Source organism: Magnetococcales bacterium, assembly GCA_015232395.1.
Taxonomy (GTDB): Bacteria; Pseudomonadota; Magnetococcia; order Magnetococcales; family JADFZT01; genus JADFZT01.
The window spans coordinates 1-14,392 of sequence record JADFZT010000092.1; the positions used below are offsets into that span (position 1 = coordinate 1).

Genomic DNA, 14,392 nt, shown 5'->3' on the forward strand with positions numbered 1-14,392 from the left:
CTCACGAAATCCTTTGGTATCCGTGTTGTTGGGCTTGGCCGCATGATCCAAAGCTACATGAATCGGTGAAACTTCAGATCATAGATACTCCCAAAGGAATTCGACGTCAAACACGCATTCATTGCCGACGACGCAGTTGTCCAGCCATTACTTGTGAACTGTTGTGCTCCCGGTTTCCCATAAGGTATCTTGAGGCTTCCATAAACTTGAAGCATGACCGCATCGTCGATTTGAGGTGCCCGATGGCAGCTAGTCAACTCTTCCTACAGCGTTTGGCGTCTCTTCCCCGTGGACAGATCGTGCTCTGCAACTTGGTATCTGCTGTTCAGGACGGACTGATTCCCTCTGGCATGGCCCGTAGTTTATTGGCTTGGTGGGAAGCCTTGCACCGCTGGATGAACCGGCCTGGCGGTACCGGTATGACCGGCAATGAGGAAGAAGATCTGTTGAATTGCCTCTTGATCCTGCTGACGCAAAAACAAGCACCAGGTTTTCAGCCTGCCCGAACTAAACCCGACTTTCGCCTTCGCTGCCAACATGTTGCATCTAGCGGATCCGCTTATCCATCAGTTTTTTTTACCGTTAAGAAAGTAGACCCATTTGTAAGGTTTTTGCTTCATGATGACGATAAGGAGCGTCTTGCAGGAGAGAATCATATCAGCGTGGATGCCATACATCGTAGATTGATGGTAAGTGGCGTCCAGACAATCCGACTCAGTGATGACGGTTTTCTGGCCAATCCGGAAGGTTTGCTCTGGGTTTCTCCTGATCCCCCCCCAACGGGGGCAGGAGCGGCGGACCGGGCACGAGATGTGCTAGGGTTGATAGATAACGGGTCGGGAGATGCCTTACTGGCCGTCCATCTGCCCAGCAGGGCTGTGATCAATGGTCGTGGGAAAAGACCCACGGTAGGGGACGGCGGCAATGACCGGTTCAGGATCAGAGCCGACCATTCCAGCCACCGAACCCAAGCCCACTGGGGTTTTACTGTTGACCTGGAGGCGCTGGCTAGGGGAAATGGAGCGCTAGACGGTTACCGAGAGTGGGTGTGTGAGTCGCTTCCGACCTCTGATGTGGGGGGGCGCGTAAAAATTGAACCCCTCGGAGTCGTTGCCAACACCAGGGGGCAGGCAATTGAGGATAATCATCCGGCCTTTGCCGGTCGGGTGTGTGGAGGAGTTTCGAACAACCAAGCTGTCATTCTCCAACATGTGAGCAACTTCTAATGGAAGATTGGGAAGAACCAGATTTGGGGGAAAGCCTCGACGGTACCGAAGGAGCGACGCAACAAACCGTTGAGCTTTTCCATGGGATGGAATTGGCCGACATTGAGGCTTGGTTGCGGATTGGCCTGGAGCAATTCCTTTTCGAAGGGGTGGGGGCCTGGAGCTTTCCCGGTGCCGAAGCGGAGTTTGCCCGGTGGGAAACGCCTGCGGAGGCATTACAGGTTTTCTATAAGCGACTGCAAGCCGAAAGAAAAGCCAAGTTCCGGCTGGCTGTGGCCAACGTGATGGCCTCCCTGGACTCCTTTCCGGAGAATATTCCGATCTTTGAACACCTCCTGGAAATAGCTGTGGCCGTAGGTGCATATGAGATTCTCCGGGTACTCCCGGGCAAAATAGGAAACGGGTTCTTTGGACAGGACCTGGACGATACCGGCAAGCGCAAGCTGTTTGCTGCTGCCCTTCTGGTGACAGCCCGCCTGTCCACACCACGAGTTGAGGCTAAGGCTTGCTTGGAAGCCTTGATCGATTCTCGCCCCTTCCGAGAAACCGGCTTTGCCTATGCTGGAATTGCCCTCATTTCCCTGTGCCGGGCCGACCCGGATGGCTGGATGCTACACCTGAACCGCTTGCGTGGGCCTCTGCATCTCATGTTTCGGAAGTATCGGACCAACGAGGCGGCGAAACGCCGGCTGGGACGGGATGTTTTGGATGCGGTAGGCCTGCAAAGAATTGCAGACAGCTTGCTGGATCTCGTTTGTTTTGAACCGGGATTCCCCGTTGAGGACACGGACGACTGGTTGTTGCATGCGCTTGTAGTTGGAGATGATCCGCCTCTGATTCTTGTGGAGGATAACGATGAGGCGTTGAGAATCCGTCGCCCGAACCAGGAGAGCGGGGGATTTTTCTCGTTCATTCTTCTGGAAAACATTTCATACAGAGGGGTTCATACACTGAGCATGTTGCGGATGCGTTCCTTGATCCACTGTGAGGAGGTATGTGATTCAACCGTCCAGGCACAGTTCACAACGATGATCTGCAACGCAGAAGTCGTGTTATCTTCTGGCAGGGAGACCTCTGACGGAACAACGGTGCCCGGCACTCGAGAGAAGTCCGGGGTTGGTGGCTCGACGATGAGAGGAATCGCCCAGGCTTTCGGGCTTCCTGGAGCAATGGAGTCATGCCATGTCAAATGACAATATCATCCGCTTGGCCTCCCTGTTTCGTGCAGCATCCCAGCAGAGGAAAGCGTTGGTGCCGCGCGCTATGGACCGCCACTTCATCAACCAGGGCGGCCATTTGATGTATGCAGTAGATACGGACATTGTCGTGCTGTACACCGATACGTTGAACAATGCCCTACCGTCAGGTAATCGAAAGGAAGGTTATTCTCAGATCTTTCCTGGGGAAGACGAAGAAGTGTCGGTGGCATTGGGCTGGGCATTGGCGCGCTTTATCTTTTTCCATCACCTCAACGGCGACGGCTGCCCCCTCATAGTTTTGCCGCCTTATGACCAGGAGGTCGCCCGAGTATTCGCCAGGGTAGCCAAGAATGCAAAAAATGAACAGGAGACGGCTGATCAGGAACTCTTCAGCGTTCGGAGTCTCGTTGAGGAACTGAAACAAGAACCTAACCAGGAGAAGCGCCTTGAACGCCTTGCGGCATCCGCTCCCACCCTATTTGTGTTTCTTCAGGGGCAGACAGGGGCCTCAGCCGAGCTACGCCGTTTTGGGGAGATATTAAACCACTCCTGTATTGCACCTCTGGCGCTTGTGCAGGAGCATGAGGGGTGGTTGCAGGGTGACCCCATCATTCGAGAGGCATTGAGCATTGATCAGAACGAAATGAAATGCTTCCTGCGTCTCCGTGAGTTTCGGGAAGCTTGGTTTGATCGGCTGAAAAAGACCAAATCGCCGAATACGAGCAATCTGAAGTTAATTGACGACGCCACGGCACTGGCACACCTGGAATGGATCAATGGCCGGTTCCGCGCCAAGTCACACCGCTTGGTGATGATCAGTGGCGACGTCTCCATGCATGAAGCCGCGCAATCCTACTTCCCTCCAGGAATAAAGCACTCCTTTGCCGACCTTTTTCTGCGCCATCCACGGGCCTATTTGGCGGAACCTGAGGTGTTGTTGCCGGATATAGCAGAAAGTGGCGACAACCACTCGACAGACTTGGCATTCAGTAAGTGGTTGGACCTCTTTCTGGCCGAGCCGTGCGCTTTGGCCGAGGGGTGCCAGGACAACATGCCCCATTTGCATGATCTGACGAATAAAGATTTGGGGGAAATTGCGGCTCAGGTATTAAAGACTCATCCTCAAATCGTGGTGGAATTCGAAAGCGCATGGCAGGGCTATACCCGGTATGCATTGACCACACACTTGAGTGATGTCCCCAAGGATGGCGTTCCAGAGCCACTTCAAGACTTGCTTCAGGACGTGGAAAGTCTATTGAATGCCCTTGAGAGAGAACTACGTCAAAAGAGTTGGGATACATGGTCTGTCTTCGTCGGCGTGGCCACTTTGGCAGGGATTGAGCTATTTTTTGCCAAGCCTAAGGACTCTAATCAACCGCCGCCGCGCAATGTGCCGCTTTTGACGTTCCGAAGCTATCCTGAAGCGCGGAATCTCCTATGGTCCTTGCTGAAAGAGCGGGAGAGCGGACGTCTATCTTCTCAGGACTATCACGATCTTCTCGAAAAAGTGAAACAGGAGGATCCAACAAGCTACGCCTTCTTCATCGTTTTCGGAGTACTTTTTGCGACCGGAGGCAATTGGCACTTGGCAGCAGTACTCGGGGAACAGGCTTGGCAAATCGCCAATAGAGGAGAAAATCACAGAAACACAGGCCGTGAATCGGCCTATCTTACGACCGTAGCGTTACGCCATTCGATCCAGAATTTGAGTACGGATCTGCCCCGGATTGAAATGTGGCTGACTCGTGCGATCAACTGCTTGAGCGAAGAACGGAAAGCCATTCCCGATAAACTGGCTGGGGAAGCCCGGTTTGTTTGTGAAGGCCAAGCCATCCATCTGACAGTACATCTGTTCAATTTGTTCAAGGGGGACAGTCTGGAAGGTATATCGGTCCCTGATTTGGCCACCCTGCAATCGCAAATCACGGCGACAATCGACAGTTTATGCCTCAGCGATGAGACTGACGAGATTGAATATGGGTTGAACCTGAATGTCGAACGCAACCTTCTCACCAACCTGTTCATGACCATCTTTCTTCGGGTTGGCCATAACGGTGAATCCCTGACACCCAGTGACTACAACCATTACTTTGAACGATTTCAAGCTAATATCACTATCGGCAACGACTCATCCAGCAAACATGCTATCAGGCTCTCCTATCTCGTAAAAGTGATTTTTGATACCGCCGACATCTGGATGCACGCAGACAGGCCGGACAGCAAAAGAAAACTCAGGAATCTGAAGAATAGCGCACTGACCGAGTACTATATACCGAACAACAAGGTGCTTCCTTATGATGTTGAGCGATTCCGCTTTTTGCTCCATTTTGCGGATCAATGCAGATGATAGATACCCTTGGTGGCACTCTGTCCATGAGGATTTTGATCTGGGCCTTCAGAAGCCGGATCTCGGTGTTATGCCTGTGCGTGAAGTAGTGGGCCAGGAAGGTGAACAGGAAAGGAAATATGCGATCCATGGCGAAAACCTACCGTGCTTGATAAAATCTGAAACCATCGGATTTTTAAAATCTGAAACCATCGGATTTTTATGAATAATCCATGATTCCTACAATTTGGTACGGGCCTCAAAACCGCTGGAGCCGAGCACACTATAAGTTCGATCGCAACAGTTTGTTTTTGAAGTATAAGCTGTCTAGACTGTTCGCGATGTACCGTCAAAAGTACCGTCAAATTTCTTCGCTGTGGGTGTCCACATAGCCATGAGGTGGGCGGTCGCTGTGGTAAGAGAATCCCCAACCAGCAAGTTGACGGCCAGGAAGACGGTTACAGGGAAGTCTGTGGTGTGTTCCTACTCTGGACATCCATCTCGTTGTTTGCCCAGAGACCTCCCTCTGTGGCAACTTTATGATCTCAGGAGTATGCCCAGGATCCAAGTTATGGTGTCGTCAATTTAAGGGAAGATGGTACCTATGGCGTTATCACCAAACGCACTCCAAGATGTATGTCCCTGGTGTCAGGCAAGTAGAAAGGACGATAAGCACAACGTAGGCCCTCAGCACTATTGAGCAAGGAGCCACCGCGTAGCACCCGACTGGAACCACTCCCCTCGTAAACGGGATCTTCGGACGAATGGTTTGAATAGCTGGAGTGAACATCCTGAACCCATTCATTGACATTACCATGCATATCCAAAAGACCCCAGTCATTGGGTGATTTTACCCCTCCTGGATGGGTTCCAATCGACCTTTCGTTATAACTATAGCCTCCTGAATAATTCACATCAGAATTATCAAGATACCAGCCAAAATTCTCCAATTGATCTTCGTCATCACCAAAGGACCAAGCGGTCGTAGTCCCTGCCCGGCATGCATATTCCCATTCTGCCTCAGTGGGAAGCCGGTAGGTCCCATCGTCCAGGGCGTTTAAGGTAGTGATGAACTCCTGGACGTCATTCCAAGAAATGCTGTCAACAGGGCAATCGTTTCCACAACTGCTAAACGTTGAAGGATTACTACCCATCACGTTTTCCCATTGGCCTTGGGTTACCTCAGTCTTTTGCAGATAAAACCCTTGAGTGATGGTCACCGTGTGGAGGGGGTCTTCGTTGAAGCCACAAGAGTACCCTGTCTCACTGTCTTCACCATCACATCCCATCTCAAAGGTTCCAGCGGGAATACGTACAAAATCCATAGACAGAGAATTGGATATGGCCACTATCGGATTTGTCCCCTGCTGGTATTCTTCAAGATTAGTATAGCCATCCCCATCACTATCAATATCAGCATCACTGCTATCTAGTGGTGACAGGCTATATGTTTCCTCAAATTCATCCGACATACCATCGCCATCATCATCGGTGTCAGCATTATTTCCTATTCCATCAAGGTCAGTATCCATTATCTCATGGGGGTCGTCGGGGAGCTGATCCTGATCGTCATCCACACCATCGTTGTCATCATCTGTATCAGTGTTATTCCCAACTCCATCCTGATCTGTATCTATAGTCTCACTGGAATCGTAAGGGAACGCGTCGTGGTCGTCATCAACACCGTCACCATCAGAATCAGAGTCCGATATTGGGATCCATACTAAGCGAAATCCTAAAATACTCCGGCTATGAGAGGCCATATTGTAACGGCGAGTGGCACAGCGTAGATAGTCTGCATTATTGGTAAAGCTGCCACCGCGTTCCACCATTCCCTGGCTTTGTTCATATTCATATGTGGGCTGAAACTCGTCATAAACCGGATCCACAGCGGCGTGAGTAGAGTAAGCGTAGGGGCTATAGTAATCCTGAACCCACTCGTAGACATTGCCATGCATGTCATAGAGCCCCCATGGATTGGGGTAAAGCTCACCGACTGGATGCGGTTGTCCATCATAATCAGCTGATTCAGCGTACCAACCATAATTCTCCAGCTGTTCCTCATCATCCCCAAATGACCAGGCGGTTGAAGTGCCAGCCCGGCAGGCGTACTCCCATTCCGCCTCAGTTGGCAGCCGATATGTACCCTCATCCATTTCATTTAAGGCCACGATGTAATCCTGAACATCATTCCACGAAATGTTCTCTGCCGGACATTCAGGCCCACAATATGGAAAATAAAAGGGGGCGGTTCCCATCACATTCCGCCATTGTCTTTGTGTCACCTCAGTCGTTTGGAGATAAAAATCTTTGGAAATAGTCACAGTGTGGAGCGGGTCTTCGCTGTTACTGCATATATGCCCAGATTGACTGTCATCCCCCTCACATCCCATCTCAAATGTTCCAGCGGAAATAGGCACAAACTCCATGCTAAGAGAGTTTGAAATAGAGCTATCAGAGGGATTTGTTCCTTCGCCTACTCTCGGGTCAGTACCTTGCTGATATTCCTCCAAGTTGGATAATCCATCGTTGTCAATGTCATCCGAAGCATCACTTGGATCTAGAGGGTCAAAAGCATATTGGTCCTCAAACTCATCTGGCATTCCATCATCGTCGTCATCTGTATCAGCATTATTCCCGACTCCATCTTGGTCGGTGTCAATGGTTTCGGTGGGATCGTCAGGAAATATATCCTGTTCGTCTTTTATGCCATCTCCATCAGAATCTATATTTTCCAGTGTTCGTACCAAGCGAAATCCCAGGATACTGCTTTCACTGTAACTATAAGAATAACGATCATAGCAGGATGACCTTTCAGAGCCTTGCGAAAATGCCCCACCACGCCACACTCGGTTGGAGCCGCTTCCTTCAAAAACAGGATCTTCAGATGCATGATAGGAATAGGCATTACTGGAATAGATATCTTGAACCCATTCATACACATTGCCATGCATGTCATATAAACCCCAAGAATTCGGCAACAATTCTCCGACTGGATGCGGTTGTCCATCATAATCAGCTGACCCAGCGTACCAACCATAATTCTCCAGTTGCTCTTCATCATCCCCAAACGACCAAGAGGTGGTAGTTCCTGCGCGGCATGCGTATTCCCATTCTGCCTCAGTAGGGAGCCGGAAAGTTCCCTCATCCATGTTGTTCACAGCGATAATAAAATTCTGAACATCGTCCCAAGAAACATTCTCTACAGGACAATCAATCCCACAGGTGGAATGATAGGAAGGATTGCTACCCATCACAGATTCCCATTGCCTTTGAGATATCTCAAGAGTTTGAAGATAAAAACTCTCCGTGATGGTAACCGTGTGGAGAGGAGATTCGTCCGTACTACAAGGTTCATCTGATTCAGTATATTCATATTCGCACCCCATCTCGAATGTTCCAGCGGGGATAAGCACAAATTCCATGCCAAGATAACCAGGATCATCTATATCTGTTGGGTCTGTACCCTCCTGGAATTCCTCAAGGTTGGTAAATGAATCACCATCAAAATCATCTGATGCATCGTCTGAGTTGAGAGAGTCCATGCCATATTCATTTTCAAATTCATCCGACATACCGTCTCCATCATCATCCGTATCAGAATTATCCCCCTCCCCATCATAATCGGTGTCGATAGTTTCGGTTGAGTCATATGGGAAAGCATCTTGATCATCTCCAACACCATCTCTATCAATGTCTGAAAATGCGTCAAGCTCCCTCACCAATCGTACTCCTAATGTTCCACCTCCATTTCCAAGCGTTGCGCGACTGGCACAACGGAGTTGCCCACCACTGGATTCCCATGACCCACCGCGCAACACATGGTAGGATCCACTTCCTTCATAGGTAGGATCTTCATCTGCATGTGTGGAATAGGCAGTGCTGGAATAAACGTCTTGAACCCATTCATACACATTGCCATGCATGTCATATAAACCCCAAGAATTCGGCAACAATTCTCCGACAGGATGAGGTTGCCAGTCGTACAGGCGCGACCCATAATACCAGCCATATTCTTCTAATTGATCATCATCATCCCCAAATGACCAAGCGGTAGTGGTCCCTGCCCGACATGCATATTCCCACTCCGCCTCTGTTGGTAATCGATACGTTCCCTCTCCCAACTCGTTCAAGGCAGTGATAAAGCTTTGAACGTCATACCAAGAAACCTGATCAACAGGACAATCATTTCCACAGTTGGGGAAATATGAAAGATTTTCCCCCATCACGGATTCCCACTGTTCCTGCGTTACCTCAGTAGATTGCATGAAAAAATTATTTGTAATGGTTACCGTATGAACAGGGTCTTCATTGGTTGAACATGAATATCCAGATTCGCCTTCCTCTCCCTCACAACCCATCTCGAAGATGCCAGCAGAAATAAGTGTAAAATTCATCCCCAGGGAGTTGCTTTCGTATTCGGTAACCGAAAATGAACTGGATGCCCCCAACTCAAACGTCTGAACAAGGAAAACGGCCATCTCAGCACGGTTGATGGTCAAACTCGGACAAAAATATCCCTCTCCTTCGCATTCACGGCCTGGCTCAATGGTACCATCTGTGTACCCTTCGGATGCCAGCAGCTCAATGTTATTGGCTGCCCAATAATCGACTGAAATGTCTCCGAACACCGTGCCAGTCGCATTTGGTGGCTGATACTCATCCCAATTCCCATATTTGGATCGCACGAGAAAAACCGCCATCTCAGCCCGCGTGATTTCACGGCTGGGACAAAAGTTTGTGGAATCACAGCCGCTCGTTATGCCAAGTTCCGCAAATTTCTCAATATAGTTTCCAGCCCAATAGCTTGAGGAAACATCATCGAAAACGGTTCCGGTACCGGTCGTGGGGATATAATCGGATCCATAGATGGCCCGTAGCAGAAAAATGGCCATTTCAGAGCGTTGCAGGGTGTTATCCGGGCAAAAGTTCTCTGAATCGCAGCCCAGGGTGATACCAGCTTCAGCCAGGATTTCAATTTCTTCGTAGGCCCAATGGTCGCTGGGAACGTCCGTAAAGGCCAACGCATGGTTAAAATGCACGATTAGGAGGATTAACACACAGAAGGTGGCGGTGATTTTTTTCATGATTGGCTCTCAGGTAGAGAAAAATTGGTTGGAAAATAATAGTATTGGATTTTTCCACCATTGAGCCTATGCGGCAAGATAAAATATTTTATGTGCCGAAAGTTTTCTGATTGTCCGTGTGGAGAACTTGTTGCGAGGGGTGAAAGGGTGGGCGTGAGTAAACAGTGATGGGCTGGAACTCAGGCACCACAAGCCTCTCTCAGTTCCTTCAGCTTCAGGAGCATAGCCAAGGTCTTTTCAAACTTCCGGTCCAGGTGGATTTCGTGTCGGGCCAGCTTGTCCAAGCGGTGAGGGTCGAAGGCTTCACCGAGTGCTTGCATGCGGATCTGAGGCCGATTGTCCAACTCCTGGTAACGCGCCGTGAACCAATCCGTCACCTCGGTTTTCAACCAGGCTAACAGACTGGTAGCGTTGGCTGTGAATCGTTCTCTGTCGTCGTTTTCCAAAGTTTCCCCCCACCACTCCCTTATATCTTCCCGTAGTGCCCCCAACGCCCGTTCATACGCCCCAGCTCGATTCGCCTTCAGGGTTCGCATTGCTTTTTCAACAGTGGCCTTGTTGGCGTCCAGATCCGCCCGCCTTCTGTCCGTCTCCTCCGGTGTGGCACGTACTGCTTCTTCAGGCCATTCCATGTCGGGCCAGCCGGTCACATGGGAAAGGGCATTTCGGGCCAGTCGATCCCCAGGATAACCACTGGCAGCGGCACTGAGCCCACGTTGGCTGGCCGCCCGTTCCGCAAGGACCAATCGCCGTTTGCGCCAGACAATTCCGGTCAATTCTTCCACCAGATGGGATTCCGTCGCCCCCTGGGGCTTGTGATCAGCATTCATAGCGTCCAATAGTTCCCGGTAGCCTTCCGGGTCTTCCCAGGGCAACACCATATCTGAGGGTGTCATAGGGGTGATCACAGGTTCAATCCTCTTAAGCTCAACAATATTTCCTGTCATTTCTAGAATATCCCTTCAAAAGGCCCAACCCGCTTCATCATTCGGTCCATGGCTGCTTCCATGATCCGGTCGCCCTGCTTCTCCAGGTCGCTCAATTCATTTATCAGCCGTTCATAACGTTCCCACCGCATGTATGGGGGTTTGAACAGATAATCCCCCAGGGACATCCGTAGCTTGTCCATTTTGGACGATATCCGGTTAATGCCACGCTCCCGCTGGGATCGATAGGAGAGTCGGAAACAGTGGCGGCAACCGAATGATCCCTGTGGGATATAAAGCTTCTCAACGCGTCGGCCACAACCGATGACAGGGCAAATAAAATAGCGTTCCTGGCCACCAAGGTGACGTGGAAACCCAACGATACGGATGGATTGCTTAACGTCCGTGAATTTGCCGTGGGCCGATTGGATACGGTACGCCAACATCAACAGATCCTCGGCCTTCCTGTAGAAAAGAACGGCACATTTCTGCCCCCATGTGATCGTCCCCTTCATGCCAATTGCCATTCCGTCTTGACGGCCAAAATCTTTCACATGCAGATGGATTGTATCTTCAACCGTTCCGTACCCCTGATTATTGTGCCCACCGCTACCGAAGCCGCCCATATTTTGCCGAACCCTATTGGAAAGATGGTTACTCTGTGTGCAGACACATTGAGGGAAATTTAAATTTAACGATCGCCACGCAAGTGGGAAAAGTGGACGTTTACACGGGTATACCCCCTTACGGAAATAAAAACGGAGAATTATTTTTTTTCCATATGACCATGCCAAGGTAAACACCCACTTTTCCCACTTGTGCCAGGAATTTGCTTTTGTACCGGCTTACTGCATGTACCTACATGCTATCCATGTGTAAAAAACGGCCCGTACGTTCGGGCATTTGCGGGCTTAATGGACTCCCGTTAAATTAACGGATCGTTGGTTAAATTAACGGGAGCCATATCGTAAACCGTTCATTCACCATTGTGTGAATTTAAAACCTCACCCAGCAATACGAAGCGCTGCCCCATTATCTACCGACTGTTAAAATATGCGTTGGGGGGTTCGCAGAGAGAGAGACACCAAAAACCACATCGTATCCGTTGAGTTTGGAAAGGTTTATCCCAAGGTCAATACATTGCTCCAGCTCACGACCGAACCCTGGCCTGGAAATGGGCTTGTACCCTGAGCTCAAGCACCATATTTTATATCTTTCATACAGATCGGAACGGCGAGTCTTTGTGGTTCCGCCCAGCCTTACCACATTATGGTCATGGAGAAAATCACGGATCGATGATGTCTTGTTTTTCCACTCTTCAATCATGTGGTAATGGGTAGCAGATAGTTTGATTCTTCCGCCCCGTTGGACGACCCTTTGCGCCCCTAACATCGCCCAGTACAGAATCTGTGGAAGTTCCTTGGATATTATCTTTTGGTCGAAGTCGGCCACACGATTGGCTTCAGGGACTACATTTTTGAATTCGATGCAAACCCACCGTCGCCAAAAAGCATCGGATCGTTCCTTGGAGAATATATAGTGGTTTCCATTGAACCAGTGAGCCGCCGTGTTTTTAAACGTAAATGGCCGCAGCGTTGGGTTCCGCCCCTCCAGTTCATCGCCACCGATCACCTTTTTGAAGGCGTTCGCCGGTAAGGGTCTGTCATCTTGGAGTTCTCCAACGATATTCAATCGCTTATGTGCAAGTGCAGCGACGTAATATTCTTGGTCCCATTTGAACGGATCGGTTGCCCCTCTGAATTTGTTGGGCACCAAGGCCTCTAAGATACGCAGAAAGGTTGATTTGCCAGATGCCCCAGGCCCCTTCAGGAAAACGGCCCGTTGCAGGCCAGGCATCAATCCAAAGAGTGTCGCTCCGGTCACCTCCTGGAGCATTTGGATTTGATCTTCACTCCCGGAAAACGATTGGGTCAGAAACTCATCCATTATCGGCATTTGAGCATTTAACGGCTCTACGGAAAGCGCAAATTGTTGTCTGTGATTTGCATGTAATGATTCGACATGGAATGAACCATTTTCATCAAGCCGGTGGAAAAACTGTGAACATGCCACTCCAATAGGGGCTTGATTGAAATAGTCAGGATTATCCGTCAAGGCATACACGTGATTAGCGATCAAGCCATACTCTGATCCCCTAGAGCATCTTTGTTCACCGTTGAATAGCTGTGCCACCTCCACGACCATATTGTTTCGCTTTTCCCAAACGCCACTCTTGGAAACTGTCCAGGTTGACCCACCAGATGAAACCGGCTTGGAACCAGAATACAGGGTGAGTTCATCGGTCATTTTTTCCGCCATATCATGATGTGTGAGGGATTCCTCCGCATTATTTTCCTTGGTCATTTTGATCACCTTGTTCAACTCACCCTGTGTAATTCCTGATTTTTTCTTTATGAGCTTTTGAATTCTCACCAAATCGATGGGATCCATGCCGGACTTTTCGTTTTCCTGGTAGATCGACATAAACTGGCGTTCGTCGCTCTCCGGTATTTTTTCTATCTGTGCTTTGGCTTCTTCAAATGACACCGTTGCTTTCTGTTTCAGTCCGCCCTGATATACCTTCTTACACCCCTGTATAGCGAACCTGAATCCGTGACTCCAGTGATGGAGAATCGTCGGCAACCATATGAAAATATGTTGAAAAATGGCATAATGTGAACTGCTTTGAAGCTCACCCGGGAGGTGAAATGAAACGGTTCATTCTTGAGCGTTCGGAACAGGAAATCTACACATCCCACAGTGGCTTGGCGCTGTTCGGGGCTACGCTTGAACGATTCGTGGATTTGGATGGTGAGCTGAAGCGAGCGCAGTCATTGCGGCACGGGATATCCCATGGGGATGTAGCCCGAAGCTACCTTGGTTTATTGTGCCAGGGGAAAAGCGATTTTGAGGCCATTGCTCAGTTTCGGAAGGATGATTTTTTCCGGGAGTCTCTTGGAATTCGGCGAGTTCCCTCCATTTCCCGGATGCGGCAACGACTGGATGACGGGGCTGCAGCTTGGTTGCCGGTCATCACCCGCTGTACGGTTGATTTCATGGTGAATGCCGAAGTTCCGGTGACGCCGCTGGCGACGGGACATGTGGCCATCGACATGGATGTTTTCCCCATGGACAACTCTGGCACGAAGAAGGCTGGGGTGACGCGTACGTACAAGGGATACGATGGATATGCGCCCATTGTGGCTTACATGGGGGAAGAAGGCTGGTGCGTCGGGACAGAATTTCGTGAGGGAAAACAACACAGCCAGAAGGGGTTCATTCCTTTCCTCGGGAGTGTGCTGGCCCAGGCGCGGCGGTTGAGCAAGGGGCCGCTGCTGGTACGGCTCGACAGCGCCCATGATGCCCTGGAGACACGGGTCAAATTGGTTGAAGATGGGGCTGATTACATCCTCAAATGGAATTCTCGCACCGCCGACATGACGCCCTGGCTCGCCATAGCCGAAGAGGAGGAGTGCTGGGAGGAGACCCGACCCGGCAAGTTCGTTTCTCTGTTCAGCGTTTACGAGGAGCAGGAGTACGAAGGGAAGCGTTACCGTTTTCGGCGGGTCGTAGGTGAGAAAAACCAGAATGGTTTTGATATAGGTGAGCTTTTCGACCTGGGAGCCCA

8 protein-coding genes and 5 pseudogenes are annotated in these 14,392 nt (G+C 50.1%); 4 read left to right on the plus strand and 9 right to left on the minus strand.

Going from position 1 to position 14,392, the window contains the following annotated elements; genetic code table 11:
- Positions 1–242 precede the first annotated feature (242 nt).
- The 3 genes from HQL52_17730 to HQL52_17740 are packed head-to-tail and all read left to right on the plus strand — an operon-like array spanning position 243 to position 4,772.
- On the plus strand, positions 243–1,226 hold the full coding sequence (locus HQL52_17730; GenBank protein MBF0371292.1) for a hypothetical protein: 984 nt from the start codon (positions 243–245) through the stop codon (positions 1,224–1,226).
- Positions 1,226–2,419 carry a hypothetical protein gene (locus tag HQL52_17735; protein MBF0371293.1) on the plus strand — a complete coding sequence of 398 codons (1,194 nt, stop codon included), beginning with the start codon at positions 1,226–1,228 and terminating at the stop codon, positions 2,417–2,419. The genes HQL52_17730 and HQL52_17735 overlap by 1 nt, the downstream gene beginning before the upstream one ends.
- Complete coding sequence (locus HQL52_17740) at positions 2,409–4,772, plus strand: hypothetical protein (protein ID MBF0371294.1); 2,364 nt, start codon at positions 2,409–2,411, stop codon at positions 4,770–4,772. The genes HQL52_17735 and HQL52_17740 overlap by 11 nt, the downstream gene beginning before the upstream one ends.
- A 581-nt stretch (positions 4,773–5,353) precedes the next feature.
- Here HQL52_17740 and HQL52_17745 read toward each other — a convergent pair.
- The 9 genes and pseudogenes from HQL52_17745 to HQL52_17785 all read right to left on the minus strand — a co-directional run bounded on the left by HQL52_17745 (position 5,354) and on the right by HQL52_17785 (position 13,311).
- The gene (locus HQL52_17745) at positions 5,354–6,223 is read right to left on the minus strand and encodes a formylglycine-generating enzyme family protein (protein ID MBF0371295.1); all 870 of its coding nucleotides are present in this window, start codon (positions 6,221–6,223) and stop codon (positions 5,354–5,356) included.
- Positions 6,224–6,676: 453 nt separating this feature from the next.
- Positions 6,677–7,180 (minus strand): annotated as a pseudogene (locus HQL52_17750) (formylglycine-generating enzyme family protein).
- Between the two features lie 312 nt (positions 7,181–7,492).
- Positions 7,493–8,326: pseudogene (locus HQL52_17755) on the minus strand (formylglycine-generating enzyme family protein).
- Positions 8,327–8,644: 318 nt separating this feature from the next.
- Positions 8,645–9,232 (minus strand): annotated as a pseudogene (locus HQL52_17760) (formylglycine-generating enzyme family protein).
- Positions 9,233–9,448: 216 nt separating this feature from the next.
- A pseudogene (locus HQL52_17765) lies at positions 9,449–9,646 on the minus strand (S-layer homology domain-containing protein).
- Positions 9,641–9,838 (minus strand): annotated as a pseudogene (locus tag HQL52_17770) (S-layer homology domain-containing protein). The pseudogenes HQL52_17765 and HQL52_17770 overlap by 6 nt, the downstream one beginning before the upstream one ends.
- Positions 9,839–10,017: 179 nt before the next feature.
- Positions 10,018–10,734: a hypothetical protein gene (locus HQL52_17775; GenBank protein MBF0371296.1), complete on the minus strand. Its 717-nt coding sequence runs from the start codon at positions 10,732–10,734 to the stop codon at positions 10,018–10,020.
- Positions 10,735–10,787: 53 nt separating this feature from the next.
- Entirely contained in the window at positions 10,788–11,390 is a 603-nt protein-coding gene (locus HQL52_17780; protein MBF0371297.1) for a hypothetical protein, read from the minus strand.
- Positions 11,391–11,796: 406 nt separating this feature from the next.
- A complete protein-coding gene (locus tag HQL52_17785) occupies positions 11,797–13,311 on the minus strand; it encodes a hypothetical protein (GenBank protein MBF0371298.1) in 1,515 nt (504 codons plus the stop codon).
- 161 nt (positions 13,312–13,472) lie between these two features.
- On the opposite strand from HQL52_17785, the gene HQL52_17790 reads away from it, so the two are divergent.
- Positions 13,473–14,392: IS1380 family transposase (locus HQL52_17790; protein MBF0371299.1), on the plus strand; the 920-nt coding region annotated here is incomplete at its 3' end.

Coding starts and splice junctions, on each gene's coding strand:
- HQL52_17730 (MBF0371292.1), top strand. CDS start 243: ATGGCAGCTAGTCAACTCTTCCTACAGCGTTTGGCGTCTCTTCCCCGT.
- HQL52_17735 (MBF0371293.1), top strand. CDS start 1,226: ATGGAAGATTGGGAAGAACCAGATTTGGGGGAAAGCCTCGACGGTACC.
- HQL52_17740 (MBF0371294.1), top strand. CDS start 2,409: ATGTCAAATGACAATATCATCCGCTTGGCCTCCCTGTTTCGTGCAGCA.
- HQL52_17745 (MBF0371295.1), bottom strand. CDS start 6,223: ATGTCGGATGAATTTGAGGAAACATATAGCCTGTCACCACTAGATAGC.
- HQL52_17775 (MBF0371296.1), bottom strand. CDS start 10,734: ATGACACCCTCAGATATGGTGTTGCCCTGGGAAGACCCGGAAGGCTAC.
- HQL52_17780 (MBF0371297.1), bottom strand. CDS start 11,390: ATGGGCGGCTTCGGTAGCGGTGGGCACAATAATCAGGGGTACGGAACG.